Here is a 20,980-nt window from a genome sequence, read left to right as displayed (position 1 = left end):
GCACGGGCGGCGGAAAACCGCCGTCCGCGTCGTGCTGATGGCGAACGGCCGCCATTGGGGCGTGACAGGCGTGCAGCACCTGCTGCCTGGTGGCCGGCACCATCAGTGAATCGGCTCGAGCCTGTCTGGCGTAAGACGCCAGGGCGCCTTGGCCTCGGGCGGTAAGGGGCCGCGCCTTATCCGGCCGGCAACTCGCCCGAACGGGGCGTCCGGGGCGGGATGGCCGGGTGCGGCGGGTCTCAATGTTCGGCTCTGGCGGCCGATAGCCTGGCAAGCTGGTACAGAGATTGCGTTTGTCCATCCGACGCGCACAGACCTCTTGTCCACGAGCAGGTTCGAGTTGCCACGCCTAACAATAACGGAGTCGCCCCCCATGTCGTATTCAGCCGCTCGCCTGTTTGCCGACCTTGCCGTTGGCAAGAAGCTGCTTTGTGGTTTTGGTCTGGTGTTGCTGTTGACCGTGGCGGTAGCCGGCAGCGGCTTCTTCTCCGTGCAGACGGTGCTACAAGGACACGCTCAGGCCACTCGCTTGGCGGCGATCGGCGAGCAGATTCTCCAGGCGAGCCGCTTCGAGCGCGACTTCGCCCTGAGCAAGACGCCAGAAAGCGCCGAGCGGATGCGCACTCAGCTTGGCAAGGCCCGCCAGCTGTTGGGCGAGCAGATGCGAGGCGCCACGCAGGCGGACAAGACTCGTCTGCAGGCCATGGATCAGGCGGTGATGGACTACCAGCAGCAGTTCGACGGCTTCGTGCAGCAGCAGGCCAGGGCCCTCGAAGCGCGCGAACAGATGAGCGTGGCAGCCGGGGAGGCGCGCGACCAATTCGAGGGGATCGAACTGGACATGTACGACGCCGTGCGCGAACTGCGCCTGCAAGGCGACAAGCTGCGCGGCAGCGATCCACTGACCCTGGCGGAAACGGCGTCCGGCCTGAGCAAGCGCATGCTCGACCTGCGCGGCTATGAGAGCGCCTATATCATCGACGGCTCGAACGCTGCGTTGGAGGAGTGGAACAACATAGGCGCCGATCTGCAAAGCGCGGCCAGTAGCCTGATGGTCTGGCTGGATGACGAGCAGAAGGGCGCCATCGAGGCCGCCTTGCAGGCACTGACGATTTACCAGCAGGCCTTCGCCAACTATCGGCAGGTGCGCGGCCAGAACCAGGCCAGCGAGGCGGCCATGGTCCAGCAGTCCCAGAAGGTGGTGGCTCTGGCCGAAGAGGCGCAGGCCAGTGAAGAGCAGGTCATGGCTACCGATAGTCAGCGGATGCTGTTGCTGCTGGGCGCCATGGGGACGGCCGCCGTGGTGTTCGGGGTGCTCGCCGCGCTGCTGATTTCTCGTTCGATCGTCGCTCCCTTGCAGCAGGCCGTGGCCTTTGCCCGGCGCATCGCCGAAGGCGATCTGAGTCGGGACCTGCCACTGCAGCGCAAGGACGAACTGGGCCAGTTGATGGCCGCCATGCAGGACATGACCGGTAGCCTGCGCAACCTGGTGGGGCGCATCGGGGGGGGCGTCGGCCAGATTGCCGCGGCGGCCGAGCAGTTGTCGGCGATCACCGCGCAGACCAGTGCCGGGGTGCAGAGCCAGAAGATGGAAACCGAGCAGACCGCCACGGCCATGCACCAGATGGCGGCCACCGTGCAGGAGGTCGCGCAGAATGCCGAGCAGGCCTCGATAGCCGCGCGTGACGCCGATCAGGAGGCGCAACAGGGCAACCAGGTGGTGCAGCAGGCGGTGCAGCAGATCGGCCACCTGGCAACCGAGGTGGAGCAGTCGGCCGAGGCGATCCAGGCGCTCGGCCAGGAGAGCGAGCGCATCGGCAGCGTGCTGGAGGTGATCCGTAGCGTCGCCGAACAGACCAACCTGCTGGCCCTCAATGCCGCCATCGAAGCGGCGCGGGCGGGGGATCAGGGCCGTGGTTTTGCGGTAGTCGCCGACGAGGTGCGGGCCCTGGCGCGGCGCACCCATGATTCGACCGAGGAGATCGAGGGCCTGATCGGCAGCCTGCAGCGCATGGCCAAGGGGGCGGTGACGCAGATGGACAGCAGCCGCAGCCTGACCCAACGCACCGTGGACCTGGCCGGGCAGGCCGGCGCGGCCTTGGGGCGCATCACCCAGGCGGTGAGCACCATCGAGCAGATGAACCAGCAGATCGCCGCCGCCGCCGAGGAGCAGAGCGCCGTGGCGGAAACCATCAGCGAAAGCATCACCCGGGTGCGCGACATCGGTGAGCAGAGCGCCGGCGCCAGCCAGCAGACCGCCGCCTCCAGCGCCGAACTGGCGCGCCTGGGCGTCGAACTGCAGGGCCTGGTGGGGCAGTTCCGCACCTGAGCCGAGACCCCGCCGGCAGTCTCAGTCCGCGTGGTGCGGGTGCCTGGCCAGCAGCGGCTTGCTCAGTTCGCTGGCCCAGGCCAGCAACGGCACCTCGACCTCGGGTTGCCAGATGCGCCGCCAGAGCAGCGTCAGGCGCTGTAGCTCGCCGCGCTCGATGGGCCAGCGCGTGACCTGGCTATTGACCTGCCAGGCGCCGTCCTGCCAGTGAGCGAAATCGAAGCGGAACGGATGGAAGCCGGTCATGCCCAGGCGCAGGTCGGTGACCACCAGGTGGTCGTCGATGCGGTCGAAGCGCAGCACACCGTCGGTGAACCAGGCCAGCCGGCGATAGGCCGGCGAGTCGGCCAGCACGGCGGCCAGGGCGGTGCCCCGGGGGATGCGCTCGAGCTGCGGCGGATCGCGGTCGAGCCAGCCGACCAGGGCCTCGTGATAGGACTCGCCGTCCAGCACTATCACCCGCCAGAGCAGGCTGTTGAGCGGCGTCGGGGTGCTGAACAGCGCCTCGGCGCGGATGCCCTGGCGTGCCAGTTCGGCCTCCACCCGCTGTTCGGCCATCTGTTTGCCGGCCAGGGTCGAGGCCAGGTAGAGGCTGGACAGGGCCAGGGCGACCACCGGCGTCTGGGGCGGCTTGTCGCGCAGGCCGTAGATCAGCCCGAGCAGCACCGCGACCAGCAGCGGCAAGGTGTACAGCGGGTCGATGATGAAGATGCTCGACCAGGCCACCGGCACCTGGGGCAACGGCCAGAGGATCTGGGTGCCGTAGCTGGTGAAGCTGTCGAGCAGGGGGTGAGTCAGCAGCACCAGCGCGACCGTGGCCAGCAGGCGCCGGCCCGAGTAGCCGGGGTGCGGGCGAAAGCGCCGGACCAGCCAGGTGAGCAGCAGCGCCAGGGCTCCGAGGACGAACAGCGAATGGCTGAAGCCGCGGTGATAGGTCATGTTCGCCACCGCATCGCCGTACTCGATCACCACGTCGAGGTCGGGCAGGGTGCCGAGCACGGCGCCATACAGCAGCGCCTTGCGTCCTTGCCAGCGGCCGAGCATGGCGCCCTGGAGGGTGGCACCGAGCACTGCCTGGGTAAGCGAATCCATGACACGACCTCTATTGCGGACAGATGCCTAAGTTAACCGAGGCGCGGGGCCGAGGCGGCGAGTAAATTTCAAGCAAAGGTTACGAAATACCCGAGCCGGCGCGGCGCGTCGGGACGTCATTGCCTCGACAGGGCCTCGGCGAGGAAGTCGACGAACACCCGCACCTTGCGTGGCATGTGACGGCTGCTGCTGTACAGGGCGTAGATGCCGCGTTGGGGAAAGTGGTAGGCCGGCAGCACCCGCCGCAACTGGCCGCTGTCCAGCAAGGGCTGGGCGATAAAGGAGGGCAGGGCGCCGATGCCGCTGCCGGCGAGCAGCAGGTCGCAGAGGATCAGGCTGTTGTCCGCCGAGAAGCGCGGCGGCAGCTGGATGCTGGCCATGCCCTCGGGGCCGCTGAGGTTCCACTGTCCCGGATGGTCGGCCAGGCGGTAGGCCAGGCAGGCGTGGTCGCGCAGTTCGTCGAGCATCGCCGGCGCGCCGTGGCGCTCCAGGTAGGAGGGGGCGGCGCAGAGGATCTGCTGCGTCCGGCCCAGGCGCCGGGCGATGAGGGAGGAGTCGTGCAGCTCGGCGCGAATGCGCAGCGAGACGTCGAAGCCTTCGGCCACCACGTCGAGCAGACGGTCGTTCAGGGTCAGCTCGACGTTCAGGCGCGGGTAGCGCGCCATGAATTGCGCCAGCAGCGGCGACAGCACCTTGTGGCTGAAGGACAATGGTGCATTGACCCGCAGGATGCCGCTGACCTCTTCCGAACCCCGGGCCGTGCTGCGTTCCAGGGCATCCAGCTCGTCGAGCAGGCGGCAGCATTCGGCGAAGTAGCCGCGGCCGGTTTCCGACAGGCTCATGCGCCGAGTGGTGCGCAGCAGCAACAGGCTGCCCAGGCGCGCCTCGAGCTGGCGCACCTGCTTGCTGACCGCGGCGGCCGATTGGCCGAGGTCCTCGGCGGCCTTGCTGAAACTGCCGCGCTCCACCACCCGGCGGAAGCTGCGCATGGCCGCGAGCAGATCCATATAATTTCTCCTGGGTTGAGTATGTTTTGATTTTTAAGCCGATTATCTCGGTAAGCGAAAAAAATACCATGCGCTATCGCTTTCCGGCGTTGGGTCGGGAGGCTCGTCCTTCGCAAGGAGTCCGCCATGTTTCAGTCCATTCGCGCAAACCTGAAGTTCGGCCGTCAGCAGGCGGCCGCCTTGCCCCTGGCCTTGGCCCTGATCGGGGGCGCCGCCATGGCCGCGCCCGAGGTGGGCGTCAGCCCCTGGGGCGCGGCCGATGAGATCGGCCGTCTCAACCTGATCACCCCGCAGTCCAGGGCGGCCATCCTGGCGCGGGTATCCGGCGGCCGCGCCTATGACCTGTCGGTGGACTACTTCATCGGCATGCCCAGCTGGCAGGCAGCGGGCGATCCGCCCTATCAGATGTGGATGACCCACACCCCACGGGGCAACCAGATCGCCGATCCCATGAGGGTCGGCGAGGCGATGAACGGCCACGTCAGCTACAGCGGCTCGGCGGTGTCCATGTATGCGCACATGGGCACGCACATCGATGCTCTCAACCACTTCGGTCTGAACGGCAAGATCTGGAACGGCTTCTCCGCCGCCGAGCACCTGGGCGACCGCGGCTGGGAGAAGGCCGGGGTCGAGACCATGCCGCCGATCATCGCCCGTGGCGTGCTGATCGACATGGCCGCGGCGAAGAACCTGGAGATGCTGCCGGACAACTACAAGGTCACCGCCCAGGACCTGCGTGACGCCCTGAAGCGGCAGCAGGTCGGCCTGGAGAAGGGCGATGTGGTGCTGATCCGCACCGGGCGCATGCGCGATTACGCCAATGCCCAGGCCTACATGAGCAATGCGCCGGGCCTGGGCCTGGAGGCGGCCAAGTATCTCATCGAGGAGGGAGGCGCCATGGTGGTCGGTGCCGACAACCTGAGCTTCGAGGCCTTCCCTTCGGAAGTGTCGGGTAACTACGTGCCGGTGCACACTTACCTGCTGGCCCAGCAGGGCGCGCCGATCATCGAGCTGGCCAACCTCGAAGAGCTGGCCCGGGACCGGGTGTACCAGTTCGCCTTCGTCGGCGCCCCGCTGAAATTCCGTGGCGCCGACGCCGCGCCGTTGCGCCCGGTGGCCCTGCCAATCGAATAGGGGCACTATGCAGCCTCATGTCGCGCGCCGGTCTGCCTGGCGCGCGGCCGGGCCCGGGCAGCAGCCCTGCCACTCACGCTGTAACGAGGCAACCTAGGATCATGAGCAGCACGCACCCAGCGGACTTTCCCGACCTGGCCTTGAGTCACTTCGAACTCTATGTGCGCGATGTGGCGCAGATGGAGGCCTTCTACACCACCGGCCTGGGTTTCATCGTCAGCGACCGGGGCGCCGGGCCGGACGCCATGGTGTTCCTCAGCCGCAATGCCGGCGAGCACCACCAGTTGGTGCTCAATCCCCGTCCGTCGCGACGGCCCCGGGACAGCCCGCTGGACCACATCTCCTTTCGCGTGGCGAATCTGGCCGGGGTGCGCCGCTGCCACCAGGCGCTCAGCGCGGCCCAGGGCGTGGCGGTCGAGGCGGTGTCCCACGGCACCACCTGGTCGCTCTATTTTCGCGACCCGGAAGGCAACCGCCTGGAGGTGTTCGCCGACACGCCCTGGCATGTCGACCAGCCGTGCAAGTTTGCCATCGACCTGGCCCTCGACGACGCGCAGCTGCTGGCCTTCACCGAGCAGCAGATTCGCGCCCGGCCCGGTTTTCGTCCGCTGGAACAGTGGCGTGTGGAGCATGACGCGGCCTTCGGTCGGCGCTGATCGAGGAGGCAGGCTGAGGTATCCTGAACGCTCCTTTCTCGCCAAGACCCCGCCATGCTGGTGATCTCCAACAGCGTCCACCTGCCCGACGACGAAGTCGAGCTGACCGCCATCCGCGCCCAGGGCGCCGGTGGGCAGAACGTCAACAAGGTGTCCAGCGCGGTGCACCTGCGCTTCGACAGCCAGGCTTCGTCCCTGCCGCCCTTCTACAAGGAGCGCCTGCTGGCGCTGCGCGACAGCCGCATCACCGCGGACGGGGTGATCATCATCAAGGCCCAGCAGTACCGCACCCAGGAACAGAACCGCAACGATGCCCTGGAACGCCTGGCCGAGCTGATCCGCAGCGCCGGCAAGACCGAGAAGGCACGGCGGCCGACCAAGCCGACCCTGGGTTCGAAGAAGCGCCGCCTGGAAGGCAAGAGCAAGCGCGGGGCGATCAAGGCCGGCCGCGGCAAGGTGGACTTCTGAGCTCCTGGCCTCAGGCCGTTGCAGCCGGGGCGACGCTGGCGGCGCGCAGCTCGCGCCGCGCCTGGACCATCACCTGGTAGGCGGAGGTCAGCGCCAGGCTGGCCATGCAGGCGGCCACCAGCAGATCCGGCCAGGCGCTGCCGGTGCCGAACACGCCGAGCGCGGCCAGCAGCACGGCGACATTGCCCAGGGCGTCATTGCGGGTGCACAGCCAGACGCTGCGCATGTTGCTGTCGCCCTCGCGGTAGGCGTAGAGCAGGGCGGCCACGCTTAGGTTGGCCAGCAGCGCCAGCAGGCCCACGCTGCCCATGGTCTGGGCGTCGGGCAGGTCGTCGCCGAGCATCTGCCAGGCGGTCGTGCCCAGCACGCCGACGCCGAAGGCCAGCATCGACAGGGCTTTCAGCAGCGAAGCCTTGGCCCGTGTGGCCACGCTCAGGCCGAGGACCCAGAGGCTGATGGCGTAGTTACCGGCGTCGCCGAGAAAATCCAGCGAATCGGCCAGCAGCGAGGTCGAACCGGCCCGGGCGCCGGCGCCGATCTCCAGAACGAACATGACCAAGTTGACCACCAGGGCGATCCACAGAATGGCGCGGTAGCGCTGGGAGCGGGCGACGGGTGGGGCGTTGCAGCAGTGTCCGGCCATGGTGGTTCTCCGTATGGTGGGTGCGTTGTACGCTAAACCCTGTAGTCGCTACGGAGTCAAGCCATGGGCAAGGCATTCACCATCGGGGTACTCGCCCGCGAGAGCGGAGTGAACCTGGAAACCATTCGTTTCTACGAGCGCAGCGGTCTGCTGCCGGAGCCGGCGCGCAGCGCCTCGGGTTATCGCCATTACCAGGCCATCGATGTACGCCGCCTGCGCTTTATTCGCCGAGGCCGTGAGCTGGGGTTCGGTCTCGAAGAGATCAAGGCGCTGGTCGAGCTGGCCGATCATCCGCAGAGCCCCTGCGCCGACGCCGACCGCCTGGTGCAGGAACACCTGCGGGCCATCGAGGCGCGCATCCAGGACCTGCAACGGATGAAAGGCGAGCTGGCCAAGCTGGCCGGCTGCGACAGCCGGCGGGCCGAGCACTGCCGCCTGCTGGAAGCGCTGGACCGGCGCGAGTGCTGCAGCGGCCCCAGTGCCGGGTGCGACTAGCGGCGGCTTGCCCGATGACCTCGCCAGCCGACTCGGCCCGACCGGCTAGCTAGCCGTCCGCCGCAGCCGCCGGTTGCTGTCCCACGGCCTCGCCCCGTGCCAGGTCGCGCCGGCGCATTAGGCGATAGGCCGCCGGCAGCACGAACAGCGACAGCAGCGGCGCGGTGACCATGCCGCCGACCATGGGCGCGGCGATGCGGCTCATCACCTCGCTGCCGGTGCCGCTGTCGAGCAGGATCGGCAGCAGGCCGGCGATGATCACCGCCACCGTCATGGCCTTGGGCCGCACCCGCTGCACCGCGCCCTCGCGAATCGCCTCGAGCAGGGCGCGCTCGCTGCCGTCGCCGGCGTCCTGGCGCTCGCTCCAGGCGTTCTTCAGGTACAGCAGCATGATCACGCCGAACTCGGCGGCGACCCCGGCCAGGGCGATGAAGCCCACGCCGGTGGCCACCGACAGGTTGTAGCCCAGCAGATAGAGGAACCACACCCCGCCGACGAGGGCGAAGGGCAGGGTGGCCATGATCAGCAGGGCCTCGCCGACGCGGGCGAAGCACAGGTAGAGCAGCACGAAGATGATCACCAGGGTGGCCGGCACCACCAGCTTGAGCCGGGCGTTGGCCCGCTCGAGGAACTCGAACTGCCCCGAGTAGCTCAGGCTCATGCCCGGTTCCAGCTGCACCTGCTCGTCGACGGCCCGGCGCAGGTCGCCGACCACCGAGGCCAGGTCGCGGCCGCGCACGTCGATATAGACCCAGCCCGAGGGGCGGGCATTCTCGCTCTTGAGCATGGGCGGGCCGTCGCTGACGCTGACCCTGGCCACGCTGCCCAGGGTGATCTGGCTGCCCTGGGGGGTGTAGATCGGCAACTGGCGCAGGCCGGCCAATGAGTCGCGCCACTCGCGCCCATAGCGCAGGCTGATGGGGAAGCGCGCCAGGCCCTCGACGGTCTCGCCGATGTTGGCGCCGCCGATGGCGCCGGCGACTATGGCCTGCACGTCGGCGATGTTCAGGCCGTGGCGGGCGGCCGCCTGGCGGTCGATGTCGACATCGACGTAGCGGCCGCCGGTGAGGCGCTCGGCCAGGGCCGAACTGACCCCGGGCACCGTCTTGGCCACCCGCTCCACCGCCTGGGTGACCGCGTCGATCTGCGCCAGGTGGCTGCCGGCCACCTTGACCCCGATCGGGCTCTTGATCCCGGTGGCGAGCATGTCGATGCGGTTGCGGATAGGTGGAATCCACAGGTTGGCCAGGCCCGGCACCTGCACGGTGCGGTCCAGCTCCTCCACCAGCTTCTCCGGGGTCATGCCGGCGCGCCATTGTTCCCGGGGCTTGAAGCGGATGGTGGTCTCGAACATCTCCAGCGGCGCCGGGTCGGTGGCGCTCTCGGCGCGGCCGGCCTTGCCGAACACGCGCTCGACCTCGGGCACGCTCTTGATCAGCCGGTCGGTCTGCTGCAGCAGCTGGGCGGCCTTCTGCGCGGACAGCCCGGGCAGCGCCGTGGGCATATAGAGCAGGTCGCCCTCGTCCAGGGGCGGGAGGAACTCGCCGCCCAGGCGGCTCATCGGCCACAGCGCGCTGAGCAGGATCGCCAGCGCCGCCAGCAGGGTGGTCCTGGGGCGGCGCAGCACGGCGTCCAGGGCCGGCTGGTAGAGGCGGATCAGCCCGCGGTTGAGCGGGTTGCGCCGCTCGTCCGGTATCCGCCCGCGAATCCAGTAGCCCATCAGCACCGGCACCAGGGTCACCGACAGCCCGGCGGCGGCGGCCATGGCGTAGGTCTTGGTGAAGGCCAGCGGGCCGAACAGCCGGCCTTCCTGGGCCTGCAGGGTGAACACCGGGATGAACGACAGGGTGATGATCAGCAGGCAGAAGAACAGTGCCGGGCCGACTTCCACCGCCGCCTCGGTGATCACCCGCCAGTGCTGGGGCCCCTGCAGCGGCTCGCCGGGGTGCGCTTCGCGCCAGGCCTCGATCTTCTTGTGGGCGTTCTCGATCATCACCACCGCGGCGTCGACCATGGCGCCGATGGCGATGGCGATACCGCCGAGGGACATGATGTTGGCGTTGATGCCCTGCTGCTGCATGACGATGAAGGCCATCAGGATGCCGACCGGCAAGGAGACGATGGCCACCAGGGAGGAGCGCAGGTGCCAGAGGAACAGGGCGCAGACCAGGGCCACCACGATGAATTCCTCGACCAGCTTGTAGCCGAGGTTCTCCACCGCGCGGTCGATCAGCTGGCTGCGGTCGTAGCTGGTGACCAGCTCCACCCCCTCGGGCAGGCTCTTCTCCAGCTCCTCGAGCTTGAGCTTGACCGCGGCGATGGCCTCGCGGGCATTCTTGCCGCTGCGCAGTATCACCACGCCGCCGACCACCTCGCCTTCGCCGTCCAGTTCGGCGATGCCGCGGCGCATCTCCGGGCCGAGCTGCACATGGGCCACCTCGCCGAGGGTCACCGGCACGCCGCCGGCGTCCAGGCGCAGGGGGATGGCGCGGAAGTCCTCGAGGCTCTGCAGATAGCCCGAGGCGCGCAGCATGAACTCGCTTTCCGCCAGCTCCAGCACGCTGCCGCCGGTCTCCTGGTTGGCCCGGCCTATGGCCTCGGCGACCTGCTGCTGGGTGATGCCGCGGTTGGCCAGCGCGACCGGGTCGAGCAGCACCTGGTACTGCTTGACCATGCCGCCGATGGTCGCCACCTCGGCGACGTTGGCCAGGGTCTTGAGCTCGAACTTGAGGAACCAGTCCTGCAGGGCGCGCAGCTGCGCCAGGTCGTGGCGGCCGCTGCGGTCCACCAGGGCGTACTGGTAGATCCAGCCGACGCCGGTGGCGTCCGGCCCCAGCGCCGGCTCGGCGCCGGCCGGCAGGCGGTTCTGCACCTGGCTGAGGTATTCCAGCACCCGCGAGCGGGCCCAGTACAGGTCGGTGCCGTCCTCGAACAGCACGTAGACGTAGCTGTCGCCGAAGAAGGAGTAGCCGCGCACCGTTTTGGCCCCCGGCACCGAGAGCATGGTGGTGGCCAGCGGGTAGGTGACCTGGTTCTCGACTATCTGCGGCGCCTGGCCGGGGTAGGGGGTGCGGATGATCACCTGCACGTCGGACAGGTCCGGCAGGGCATCGACGGCGGTGTGCTGCAGCGACCAGCTGCCCCAGCCCACGGCGAACAGGGTGGCCAGCAGCACCAGGAAGCGGTTGGCCACCGACCAGCGGATCACGGCGGCGATCATGGCTGCACCTCCAGTTTCTCCAGGCGCTCGATGCGCAGACCCTCATCGCTCTCGCGCACGCCGAAGCGCACCCGGTCGCCGACCTGCATGTCCCGGGCCAGGGCCGCTTCGGCCAGGGGGAAGCGCATGCGCATGCCGGGCATGCCGAGGGTCTTGAACGGGCCGTGGCTGATGGTCAGGGCCTGGGCCTCGATTTGCTCGATGCGCCCCTCGGCCTCGTGCAGGGCCGGCGCCGCCTGGGCGCTCGGCGCGTCCAGGGCCTGGGCCGGCAGCCCGCGCAGGCTGGCCTCGGAGTCGAGCAGGAACTGCCCGGAGGCGACCACCCGCTGGCCTTCTTCCAGGCCCTGCAGGACCTCGACCCGGGTCGTGCTCTCCCGGCCCAGGCGAACCTCCACCGGGCGGTAGCGGCCCTCGCTTTCGGCGAGCATCACCAGGGCGCGGCGGCCGGTGCGGATCACCGCCTCGTTGGGCAGCAGCAGCGTGCCGGGCTCGCCCGCCCGCTGCAGGCGCACCTGGGCGGTCATGCCGGGACGCAGCCGGCCCTGGGGGTTGTCCAGTTCGATGCGCAGGCGCAGGGTGCGGCTGTCCAGATTGGCCTGGGGCAGCACGGCGTCGACCCTGGCCGCCAGCACCTGGCCGGGGAAGGCCGGCAGCCGGACCTCGACGCCCTGGCCGGCGCCGAGCCCGGAGGCCTCGGCTTCCGGCACCGCCACCTCGAGCCAGACGCGCTCCAGGCCGTTGATCCGGGCCAGCGTCGCGCCGGCGTCCAGGGTCATGCCCTCGCGCACCTCGAGCTCGCGCAGCACGCCGGCGATCGGGCTGGTCACCGTCCACAACGCCTGCATCCGGCCGCTGCGCTCGAGGCGGGCGATCAGCGCGGCGGGCATGCCGGCCAGGCGCAGGCGTTGGCGCGCCGCCGCCAGCAGCCCGGGGTCGCCGACCGCGCGCAGGGCGAGGTATTCCTCCTGGGCGGCGGCCCACTCGGGGACCAGCAGATCGGCCAGCGGCTCGCCGGCGGCCAGCAGGTCTTCGTTGGCGCGGCGGTAGACGCGTTCGACGAAGCCGCCGCTGCGCGCCTGCACCAGGGCGACGGCGCGGTCGTCGAAGGTCAGGCTGCCGACCAGCTCCAGCTCGCCGGCCAGGCTGCCGCGGCTGACCGTGGCCAGGCGCATGCCGAGGTTCTGGGTGAGGCTCGGGTCGATGCTCAGCGCGGCGCTGTCGCCCGCCTCGTCGGCGTAGCGCGGCACCAGGTCCATGTCCATGAAGGGCGACTTGCCCGGCTGGTCGAACTTCTGCTGCGGGTACATGGGGTCGTACCAGTACAGCACCGCCTTCTCGTCTGGGGCGGCAGGGGCGGCGGCGGCCTGGGTCGGCGTAGCGCCGGGCCGTTGCCCGGCGAGCCAGTAGCCAGCGGTGGCGCCGAGGGCGAGCGCCAGGCCGAACAGCAGGGCGCCGGGAATGATGCGAGTGCTCATCGGGAGGCTTCTCCGTAGGCGAAATGCAGGCGGGCGCCGGTCAGGGCGCGTTGTTCCTCGAGGTCGATGTGCCGCAGGCGCGCCTCGATCAGCTCGCGGCGGGCTTGGAGCACCTCGCCCAGCTCGCCGCTGCCGGCGCGGTAGCCGGCCAGGGTCAGCGCCTGCTTCTGCGTGGCCAGCGGCAGCAGGCTGTCCTGGCTGCGCTGCACGGCGCGGTGCAGGCGCCGGTGGTCGGCCAGGTCCGCGGCCAGCTGCGCGGCATGCTCGCGCTCCAGATCCTGGCGCTCGGCCTGCACGCGGTCGAGCTCGGCGTGGCGGGCGGCGATCCTGGGGTTTTGCCGGGAGCCCGGGAACAGCGGCAGGTCGACGCTGAATTGCAGGCTGACCATATCGCCGAACTCGCGGCCGCGGCGCTGGTAGCCCAGCTCCCAGCTCCAGTCCGGGCGCTTGTCGGCCACGGCCTCGCGCACCCTGGCCTCGGCCTCCTCGGTCATGGGCGCGAAGACGCTCAGTTCCGGGTGGCGCTGCAGCCGCTCCTGGTAATGCCGGGCGTCGACCGGCCAGTGGGGCAGGCGCCCCTGCGGCGTGCGTTCGGCCGCCTCGCCGATCCAGCGGCGCAGGGCCGCCCGCTGCCTGGCCTGGGTGTTGAGCAGCTGGTCCTCCTGTTCGGCCAGCAGGGCCGCCTCCTGCTTCGGCGCCACGCTGTCGGCGGCCTGACCGCGGCCGCCGGCGATGCGCGCCTGCACCGCCTTGGCCAGCAGGCGGTTTTCCTCGTAGAGACTGGCGAACAGCGCGAGCTTCTGTTCGACGGCCAGAGCCGAGATCCAGGCCAGGGCGGTTTCCCGCCTGACCCTGAGGCGTTCGACCTGCAGTTCGGCGTCGGCGCGCTGCAGGCCGGCCTGGGCGACATCGACCCGCGCCTGGCGCTTGGCCCGGTTGGGCACCTCCTGCATGAAGCCGACCATCTGCATGGTCATGGGCTCGCTATTCAGGCGGGCGCGGTTGTCGCCTTCTATGGGGACGTTCTGCAGGCCGAGCCGCAGCTTGGGGTCCGGCAGTTCGCCGGCGGGGATGGCGGCGTGACGGGCGGCCTCGACGCCGGCCGCCTGGGCGGCCAGGGAGGGCGCCTGGCGTTCGGCCAGCTGCAGGGCCTGCTCCAGGGTCAGGGCGGGCGCCGTGGCCGGCAGGGCCAGCAGGCAGGCGGCCAGCGCGGCCAGGCCGGCGCGCCCGTTGGGGAAACGAGGTGATCTCATGGCAAGACTTCCAGCGATGATCCAGCGTCGGCGCGGGCGCGGACGCACAGGCCGCCGCGTAACTGGCACGCGGCGACGTTCAGGACAGGGCGGGGGTCAGGCCCGGGGAGGGCGCCAGGGGTCTTCGGGGCTCAGGAGGGGGATGAGGTCGCTGTAGTGGCTGGGCGCGGCTGCGTCGGCGGCGGCGAAGGGCGTTCTGCCCGGCGTCAGCTGGGGCAGGCCGGCGCTCTGGCACTGCTGGCCGTTCTTGCACACCTTGCTGCCGAGCTGTGCGCTTTTCTGGGCATCGCAGCAATCGGCCCCGGCCTGCATCGACGCCTCATGGGCCTGGGCCGGCATGGGGCAGGGCTCGGCCTGCACGGCCAGCGCCGCCAGCCCGTTGAGGGGCAGCGCGAGGCACAGCAGCAGGCACAGGAGCAGGCGGGTGGTCATGGCGCGTGATGATTCTGCCGGGACGGGTCAGCGATTATAACCATAGTGCCGGGCGATGAGTTGATCCAGGGCAAGTGCGCCGGGTCCCTTGGCCGCCAGCATCAGCAACACGGCCGCCCAGACGCCGTGGGTCGGGTAGGCGCCGGGGTAGACGAACAGCTGGATCACCAGGGTCATGCCGACCAGCGCCAGGGCGGAGAAGCGCGTGGCGAGGCCGAGCAGGATCAGCAGCGGGAACAGGTGCTCGGCGAAGGCGGCCATGATCGCGGCCAGTTCCGGCGGCAGCAGCGGCACCTGGTACTCGTGCTCGAACAGCGGCACGGCCGAGGCCGAGAGCCTGGGCAGGCCGAACTCGAAGCTGCCCTCGACCAGGTCGATGGCCAGGCCCTCGATCTTGGTCTGGCCGGACTTCCAGAACACCGCGGCGATGGAGAAGCGGCCGAGCAAGGCCACCAGGCTGTAGGGGATCAGCTTGCACAACTCGATTGCCCAGGCGATCAGGCGAACGGGAGCGGCGGTGCGGGCGGGGTTGCTCATGGGCATTGTCCTTGGTTGTCGTAAGCAAACTGGATGATGGCGCCGCTGCCGAGCAGATGGCTCAGACAGCGGCCGGGGTCGAATTCGGCGTCGCGGACCAGGGCGCGCTCGGCGGCTTGCCCCAGGGGCTGTCCCTGCTGCAGGGCCTGGATGAAGCGGGCGTCGCCCGGGCGGATGCCGAGTACCTCCACCTCCAGTCCTCGGCGCTGCACCAGGGCGCACTCGCCCTGGTGGGGATCGAAGCCGGCGAGCGGCCGCTCGTCCTGGTGGGCGGCCCAGAGCGAGACCACGGCGAAGGCCGAGTCGAGCACGCCGAGGGCCGGATGCAGCTGGAAGCACAGGGCGCCGACGCGCTCCGGCGTGGCCAGGGCGGCGGCCAGGGCATCGCTGGCCACGGGGGCGGCGTCGGCGGCGTGGTAAGCCTCGATGCGCAGCGCCTCCAGGCGCGCCATGTCCGCCAGATAGGGCAGGCTGGCGGCGGGGGCGAAGCCCTCGATGAAGGCCGGGAAGCCGGCGCCGTAGTGAGCCAGCAGGCGCGAGCGTGGCGGCGAGCTGCGCACGTGCACCGCGGCCATGGCGCGGAAGAAGTTCTCGCCCACCAGTTGCTGGACCACCGGGAAACTGGCGGCCAGGGCATCGACCAGGGAGCTGAGCACGTTGTTGCGATAGACGGCGAAACGCTTCGTCGGATCGGAGCCGTTCCACGCCCGCAGCTGCCTCGGGCATTCCAGCTCGGGGTCGAGCAGGGCGCCGGCGAAGCGCTGTTGCAGGCTCATGCGCGCACCTGCTGCCTGGCGGGCCGGCAGGCATCGAGCAGCGCCTGCGCCCGCTGCGCCTCCTCCACCAGCACGGCCAGGGCGGGCACGGCATTGTCCCGTTCGAGCAGGGTCGGGCAGGGGCCGATCAGCTGCAGGGCGTCCTGGTAGAGTCGCCACACCGCATCGTCGACCGGCGCGCCGTGGTTGTCGATCAGCAGGCGGTCGCCTGCCGCGTCGCGGTCTTCGGCGAAACCGGCCAGATGGATCTCGCCGACCGCGGCCAGTGGCAGGGCACGCAAGTAGGCCTGGGCATCCCAGTGATGGTTGATGCAGGACACGTAGATGTTGTTGATGTCCAGCAACAGGCCGCAGCCGGTGCGGCGGACGACCTCGCCGATGAAGCTGGCTTCGTCCAGGGTCGAGCCGGCGAACTCCAGGTAGGTCGCCGGGTTCTCCAGCAGCATCTGGCGCTGCAGACGGCTCTGCACCCGGTCGACGTGGGCGCAGACCCGGTCGAGGGTCACGTCGTCGTAGCAGATGGGCAGCAGGTCGTTGAGGAACAGCTCGCCGTGGCTGGACCAGGCCAGGTGCTCGGAAAAGGCGTGGGGCTGGTAGCGCTCCAGCAGGGCGGCCAGGCGATCGAGGTGCTCGCCGTCGAGGGGCTGCTCGCCGCCGATGGACAGGCCGACGCCATGGATCGACAGGGCATAGCGCTCGCGGATCTGACTCAGGTAGTGATGGAAGGGGCCGCCGGCGACCATGTAGTTCTCGGCGTGCACCTCGAAGAAGCCCACCGCCGGGTCACTGGCGAGGATGTCCTGGAAGTGCTGCGACTTGAGGCTGACCCCGGCCCGGCTGGGAAGCGCGGGCCGAAGCGCAGGAGCGCTGCTGACGGGGGGATGGGGGGTAGGGGTCATCAACAGCGCTCCTGCTCGCGGGTCAGGACTTCACTTCTTCGAAGGCCTCGAGTTGGCCGAAGCCGGTCGGCGAGGTCGGCGAGGCGAGGTCCTTGCAGGTGCCCTCGGGCACGAACTTCCAGGCATTGCCCTGGTAGTCGGTCTTCGCGGTGCCGGCGCAGGTGGTGCCGGGGCCGGCGGCGCAGTCGTTCTTGCCTTTCATGGATACGCCGTAGCACTTCTCGTTTTCCGCCGCCTGGGCGGTGAGCGGTGCGCTGGAGATCGCCAGGGCTGCCCCCAGGGCAAGGGCGAGACCGGCGGCCGAAACAGCATGGGAAGCAGTGGTTTTCATATTGGGTATCTCCATATGGTTGAGGGGTGAAACACTCGGAAGCAGCATAGAACAGCAGCAGTGACAGCCTGGCTCGCGCTGCACAAAACGCGGTGACTGGCCGAGGCGGCGCAGAAACGGCAACTCGCCTCTGGCATCGCGTGCTCCGCGTGCCGTTCTTACTCAATCAGACGGACGGTATCGGCTTTTGTTACAGGGCACCGGCAGAAATCTGTTCGAACCGGGCCAGGGAACGTGCGACCGCCCGGCAATCGCCCAGTCGAGCGCTATTGGGGGGCGGCGCACAGCGCCAGGGCGCTGTCGAGCATGCGGTTGGAGAAGCCCCACTCGTTGTCGTACCAGGCCATGACCTTGACCAGGCGGCCGCTGACCTTGGTGTGGTTGGCGTCGAAGATCGACGACAGCGGGTTGTGGTTGAAGTCGCAGGAGACCAGGGGCAGGCTGTTGTAGCCCAGCACGCTGGAGGTCTCGCTGGCAGCCTGCATCAGGGCGTTGATCTCCTCGGCCGAGGTGTCGCGCCGGACCTGCAGGCACAGGTCGACCAGCGAGACGTTGACCACCGGTACCCGCACCGCCATGCCGGTGAGCTTGCCGGCCAACTCCGGCAGCACCAGACCGACCGCCTCGGCGGCGCCGGTCTTGGTCGGGATCATCGACTGGGTCGCCGAGCGGGCGCGGTAGGGATCGCCGTGGTAGACGTCGGTGAGGTGCTGGTCGTTGGTGTAGGCGTGGATGGTGGTCATCAGGCCCTGCTCGATGCCCAACTCGCGGTGCAGCACCTGTGCCACCGGGGCCAGGCAGTTGGTGGTGCAGGAGGCGTTGGAGACGATCCGCATGGACTGGCGCAGCACGCTGTGGTTGACCCCGAACACCAGGGTGGCGTCGGCGCCCTTGGCCGGCGCCGAGATCAGTACCTTGCGCGCGCCGGCGCTCAGGTGGCCGGCGGCCTTGTCGCGCTCGGTGAACAGGCCGGTGCATTCCAACACCAGGTCGACCCGGTGGGCCTTCCACGGCAGCTCGGCGGGATCACGGATGGCACTGACGGCGATACAGTCGCCATTGACCCTCAGGCTCTCGCCGTCAGCCTCGACCTCGCCGTCGAAGATGCCGTGCACGCTGTCGTATTTGAACAGGTGCGCGTTGAGCGCGCTGTCGCCCAGGTCGTTGATGGCCACGACCTGCAGCCGTTGACGGTAGCCCTGGCTGTATAGGGCGCGCAGCACGTTGCGGCCGATGCGGCCGAAACCATTGATGGCGATTCGTAGGGTCATGGTGGCTTCTCGTGATTTTGTTGTTGGAATTACAAGATTATATTCGAAGCTATGGAAATCAAGCGATTTGGCTGGCAGTATTCTTGTATTAAGCACAAGATATCGCCATCCGCCAGCCAGGAGTCGACAACATGCATCCCCGCGTCCTTGAGGTAACCGACCGTCTGATCGAACGCAGTCGTGACACGCGCGCGCGCTACCTGGCAATGATCGATGCGGCCGCCAGCGATGGCCCGCAGCGCGGCAAGCTGCAGTGCGCCAACTTCGCCCACGGCGTGGCCGGCTGCGGCGGCCAGGACAAGCAGACCCTGCGCCTGATGGATGCGGCCAACGTGGCGATTGTTTCTGCTTACAACGACATGCTCTCGGCGCACCAGCCGTATCAGGATTACCCGGAGCGGATCAAGCAGGCCCTGCGCGAGGTCGGCTCGGTCGGCCAGTTCGCCGGCGGTGTGCCGGCCATGTGCGACGGGGTGACCCAGGGCGAGCCGGGCATGGAGCTGGGCATCGCCAGCCGCGAGGTGATCGCCATGGCCACCGCCGTGGCGCTGTCGCACAACATGTTCGACGCGGCGCTGTACCTGGGTATCTGCGACAAGATCGTCCCGGGCCTGCTGATGGGCGCGCTGCGCTTCGGCCACCTGCCGAGCCTGTTCGTGCCGGCCGGGCCCATGCCCTCCGGGCTGTCGAACAAGGAGAAGGCCGACGTGCGCCAGCGCTACGCCGAGGGCAAGGCCAGCCGCGACGAGCTGCTGGCCGCCGAGATGGCCGCCTACCACAGCCCCGGCACCTGCACCTTCTATGGCACCGCCAACACCAACCAGCTGCTGATGGAGGTGATGGGCCTGCACCTGCCCGGCGCCTCCTTCGTCAATCCGGGTACGCCGCTGCGCGAGGCCCTGACCGCCGAGGCGGCCCGGCAGATCACCCGCCTGACCAAGCAGAGCGGCCAGTTCATGCCGCTGGGGCGGATCGTCGACGAGCGCTGTCTGGTCAACTCCATAGTCGCGTTGAATGCCACCGGCGGTTCGACCAACCACACCCTGCACATGCCGGCCATCGCCCGGGCCGCCGGCATCCAGCTGACCTGGCAGGACATGGCCGACCTGTCCGCGGTGACCCCGACCCTGGCCCACGTCTATCCCAACGGCAAGGCCGACATCAATCATTTCCAGGCCGCCGGCGGCATGGCCCTGCTGATCCGCCAGCTGCTCGACGCCGGCCTGCTGCACGAGGACGTCGCCACCGTGGCCGGCCACGGCCTGTCCCGTTACACCCGCGAGCCCTTCCTCGAGGACGGTCGGCTGGTCTGGCGCGACGGCCCGGGCAAGAGCCACGACGAGAGCGTGCTGCGCCCGGTGGCCAACCCCTTCTCCGCCGAGGGCGGCCTGCGCCTGATGCAGGGCAACCTGGGCCGCGGGGTGATGAAGGTCTCCGCCGTGGCCCCCGAGCACCAGGTGGTCGAGGCCCCGGCGCGGGTGTTCCATGACCAGCAGCAGCTGGCCGATGCCTTCAAGGCCGGCGAGCTGGAGCGCGATTTCGTCGCGGTGATGCGCTTCCAGGGGCCGCGCAGCAACGGCATGCCCGAGCTGCACAAGATGACCCCCTTCCTCGGCGTGCTGCAGGATCGCGGCTTCAAGGTGGCGCTGGTCACCGACGGGCGCATGTCCGGTGCCTCGGGCAAGATCCCGGCGGCCATCCATGTCTGTCCCGAGGCCTACGACGGCGGGCCGCTGGCGCGGGTGCGCGATGGCGACCTGATCCGCGTCGACGGCCGCAGCGGCGAGCTGCGGGTGCTGGTCGAGGACGCCGAGCTGGCGGCGCGGGAGCCGGCGCTCGACGACCTGGCCGACGCCGTGGGCTGCGGCCGCGAGCTGTTCGCCTTCATGCGCCAGGCCTTCAGTTCGGCCGAGCAGGGCGCCAGCGCCTTCACCGCCAGCCTGGAGTCGCTCAAGTGAAACTGGCCCTGGTCGGCGATATCGGCGGCACCAATGCGCGTTTCGCCCTGTGGCGCGACGAGCGGCTGGAGTCGGTGCGGGTGCTGGCCACCGCCGACTACCCGGGGCCGGAGGCGGCCATCGGCGCCTACCTGGCCGAACTGGAGCTGCCGTTCGGCGCGGTGGATGCGGTGTGCCTGGCCTGTGCCGGGCCGGTCAGCGGCGATGAGCTGCGCTTCACCAACAACCACTGGCGCATCGACCGTGCGGCCTTCTGCCAGGAACTGCAGCTGCGCGAGCTGCTGCTGGTCAACGATTTCTCCGCCATGGCCCTGGGCATGACCCGCCTGGGCGAGGACGAGCGCCTGCGGCTCTGCCCCGGCGAGCCGGAGGCGCACCGGCCCTGGGTGGTGATCGGTCCCGGCACCGGCCTGGGCGTCGGCACCCTGCTGCAGCTGGCCGACGGCCGCTGGCTGGCCCTGCCGGGGGAGGGCGGGCATGTCGACCTGCCGATCGGCAGCCCGCGCGAGGCCCTGTTGTGGCAGCAGCTGCATGCCCAGCTCGGCCATGTGCGCGCCGAGGACGTGCTCAGCGGCGGCGGTCTGCTGACGCTGTACCGCGCGATCTGTGCCCTGGATGGCTATGCGCCGCGGCTGCAGTCGCCCGCCGAGATCACGGCGGCGGCGCTGGCCGGCGATGCCGTGGCGCTGGCGGTGATCGAGCAGTTCTGCTGCTGGCTCGGCCGTGCGGCGGGCAACCTGGTGCTGAGCCTGGGCGGGCGCGGCGGCGTCTACATAGTCGGCGGCGTAGTGCCGCGCTTCGCCGAGCTGTTCCGGGCCAGCGGCTTCGCCCGCTGCCTGCGCGACAAGGGCGTGATGAGCGGTTACTTCGAGGGCATCCCGGCCTGGCTGGTGACGGCCGAGTACCCCGGGTTGATGGGCGCGGGCGTCGCTTTGCAGCAAGCATTCGCCACGGCGCGGGTGTAGGCTGGGCCGCGCGCCGATTCGCATCTGGCGCAGCCGATG

General features: G+C 69.5%; 19 protein-coding genes and 1 pseudogene. 8 read left to right on the top strand and 12 right to left on the bottom strand.

The features are described from left to right. Nucleotides 1-373: 373 nt before the first annotated feature. A pseudogene (locus ACSX1C_RS07040) lies at nt 374-1,471 on the top strand (HAMP domain-containing protein); the annotation flags it as partial. Continuing rightward, nucleotides 1,448-2,329 (top strand): methyl-accepting chemotaxis protein, encoded by an 882-nt coding sequence (locus ACSX1C_RS07035; RefSeq protein ID WP_439889377.1) that lies wholly within the window; start codon nt 1,448-1,450, stop codon nt 2,327-2,329. The pseudogene ACSX1C_RS07040 and the gene ACSX1C_RS07035, both read left to right, overlap by 24 nt. Before the next feature lie 21 nt (nt 2,330-2,350). Here ACSX1C_RS07035 and ACSX1C_RS07030 read toward each other — a convergent pair whose 3' ends face one another. Together ACSX1C_RS07030 and ACSX1C_RS07025 are read right to left on the bottom strand one after the other, a co-directional pair. Continuing rightward, on the bottom strand, nt 2,351-3,421 hold the full coding sequence (locus ACSX1C_RS07030; RefSeq protein ID WP_439888838.1) for a metal-dependent hydrolase: 1,071 nt from the start codon (nt 3,419-3,421) through the stop codon (nt 2,351-2,353). A 116-nt stretch (nt 3,422-3,537) separates the two neighbouring features. Continuing rightward, nucleotides 3,538-4,428, bottom strand: coding sequence for a LysR substrate-binding domain-containing protein (locus ACSX1C_RS07025; protein WP_439888837.1), 891 nt, complete (start codon nt 4,426-4,428; stop codon nt 3,538-3,540). A 126-nt stretch (nt 4,429-4,554) separates the two neighbouring features. On the opposite strand from ACSX1C_RS07025, the gene ACSX1C_RS07020 reads away from it, so the two are divergent. The 3 genes from ACSX1C_RS07020 to arfB all read left to right on the top strand — a co-directional run bounded on the left by ACSX1C_RS07020 (nt 4,555) and on the right by arfB (nt 6,686). Next, nucleotides 4,555-5,562, top strand: a complete 1,008-nt coding sequence (locus tag ACSX1C_RS07020) for a cyclase family protein (RefSeq protein ID WP_439888836.1) — start codon at nt 4,555-4,557, stop codon at nt 5,560-5,562. 101 nt (nt 5,563-5,663) lie between these two features. Then, on the top strand, nt 5,664-6,218 hold the full coding sequence (locus ACSX1C_RS07015; RefSeq protein ID WP_439888835.1) for a VOC family protein: 555 nt from the start codon (nt 5,664-5,666) through the stop codon (nt 6,216-6,218). Between the two features lie 54 nt (nt 6,219-6,272). Next, a complete protein-coding gene (gene arfB, locus ACSX1C_RS07010; protein WP_439888834.1) occupies nt 6,273-6,686 on the top strand; it encodes an alternative ribosome rescue aminoacyl-tRNA hydrolase ArfB in 414 nt (137 codons plus the stop codon). 10 nt (nt 6,687-6,696) lie between these two features. Here arfB and ACSX1C_RS07005 read toward each other — a convergent pair whose 3' ends face one another. Further along, on the bottom strand, nt 6,697-7,329 hold the full coding sequence (locus tag ACSX1C_RS07005; RefSeq protein WP_439888833.1) for a cation transporter: 633 nt from the start codon (nt 7,327-7,329) through the stop codon (nt 6,697-6,699). Nucleotides 7,330-7,392: 63 nt separating this feature from the next. Between ACSX1C_RS07005 and ACSX1C_RS07000 the strand changes: the two genes are divergently transcribed. Next, nucleotides 7,393-7,824, top strand: a complete 432-nt coding sequence (locus ACSX1C_RS07000) for a MerR family DNA-binding protein (RefSeq protein ID WP_439888832.1) — start codon at nt 7,393-7,395, stop codon at nt 7,822-7,824. Nucleotides 7,825-7,873: 49 nt separating this feature from the next. Here ACSX1C_RS07000 and ACSX1C_RS06995 read toward each other — a convergent pair whose 3' ends face one another. The 9 genes from ACSX1C_RS06995 to gap form a co-directional block, all read right to left on the bottom strand. Next, entirely contained in the window at nt 7,874-11,044 is a 3,171-nt protein-coding gene (locus ACSX1C_RS06995; RefSeq protein WP_439888831.1) for an efflux RND transporter permease subunit, read from the bottom strand. Beyond that, nucleotides 11,041-12,519 (bottom strand): efflux RND transporter periplasmic adaptor subunit, encoded by a 1,479-nt coding sequence (locus ACSX1C_RS06990; RefSeq protein WP_439888830.1) that lies wholly within the window; start codon nt 12,517-12,519, stop codon nt 11,041-11,043. Before ACSX1C_RS06990 ends, ACSX1C_RS06995 begins: the two co-directional genes overlap by 4 nt. After that, nucleotides 12,516-13,772 carry a TolC family protein gene (locus ACSX1C_RS06985; protein WP_439888829.1) on the bottom strand — a complete coding sequence of 419 codons (1,257 nt, stop codon included), beginning with the start codon at nt 13,770-13,772 and terminating at the stop codon, nt 12,516-12,518. Before ACSX1C_RS06985 ends, ACSX1C_RS06990 begins: the two co-directional genes overlap by 4 nt. A gap of 96 nt (nt 13,773-13,868) precedes the next feature. Further along, nucleotides 13,869-14,204, bottom strand: coding sequence for a hypothetical protein (locus ACSX1C_RS06980; protein WP_439888828.1), 336 nt, complete (start codon nt 14,202-14,204; stop codon nt 13,869-13,871). Nucleotides 14,205-14,231: 27 nt separating this feature from the next. After that, on the bottom strand, nt 14,232-14,741 hold the full coding sequence (locus ACSX1C_RS06975; RefSeq protein ID WP_439888827.1) for a DoxX family protein: 510 nt from the start codon (nt 14,739-14,741) through the stop codon (nt 14,232-14,234). Continuing rightward, complete coding sequence (locus ACSX1C_RS06970; RefSeq protein ID WP_439888826.1) at nt 14,738-15,517, bottom strand: HvfC/BufC N-terminal domain-containing protein; 780 nt, start codon at nt 15,515-15,517, stop codon at nt 14,738-14,740. The genes ACSX1C_RS06975 and ACSX1C_RS06970 overlap by 4 nt, the downstream gene beginning before the upstream one ends. Further along, the gene (gene bufB, locus ACSX1C_RS06965; protein ID WP_439888825.1) at nt 15,514-16,416 is read right to left on the bottom strand and encodes an MNIO family bufferin maturase; all 903 of its coding nucleotides are present in this window, start codon (nt 16,414-16,416) and stop codon (nt 15,514-15,516) included. The genes ACSX1C_RS06970 and bufB overlap by 4 nt, the downstream gene beginning before the upstream one ends. A gap of 22 nt (nt 16,417-16,438) precedes the next feature. Beyond that, a complete protein-coding gene (locus ACSX1C_RS06960) occupies nt 16,439-16,747 on the bottom strand; it encodes a BufA1 family periplasmic bufferin-type metallophore (protein ID WP_439888824.1) in 309 nt (102 codons plus the stop codon). 266 nt (nt 16,748-17,013) lie between these two features. Further along, nucleotides 17,014-18,018 carry a type I glyceraldehyde-3-phosphate dehydrogenase gene (gap, locus tag ACSX1C_RS06955; RefSeq protein WP_439888823.1) on the bottom strand — a complete coding sequence of 335 codons (1,005 nt, stop codon included), beginning with the start codon at nt 18,016-18,018 and terminating at the stop codon, nt 17,014-17,016. A gap of 131 nt (nt 18,019-18,149) precedes the next feature. Between gap and edd the strand changes: the two genes are divergently transcribed. Further along, complete coding sequence (gene edd, locus ACSX1C_RS06950; protein ID WP_439888822.1) at nt 18,150-19,976, top strand: phosphogluconate dehydratase; 1,827 nt, start codon at nt 18,150-18,152, stop codon at nt 19,974-19,976. Then, nucleotides 19,973-20,941: a glucokinase gene (locus tag ACSX1C_RS06945; protein ID WP_439888821.1), complete on the top strand. Its 969-nt coding sequence runs from the start codon at nt 19,973-19,975 to the stop codon at nt 20,939-20,941. The genes edd and ACSX1C_RS06945 overlap by 4 nt, the downstream gene beginning before the upstream one ends. The last annotated feature ends 39 nt before the right edge of the window (nt 20,942-20,980 follow it).

Source organism: Pseudomonas sp. MBLB4123, from assembly GCF_051904775.1.
Lineage (GTDB): Bacteria > Pseudomonadota > Gammaproteobacteria > Pseudomonadales > Pseudomonadaceae > Aquipseudomonas > Aquipseudomonas benzenivorans_B.
The sequence above is the reverse complement of the archived record's forward strand: the minus strand, read 5'-3'. Positions and strand labels throughout refer to the sequence as shown.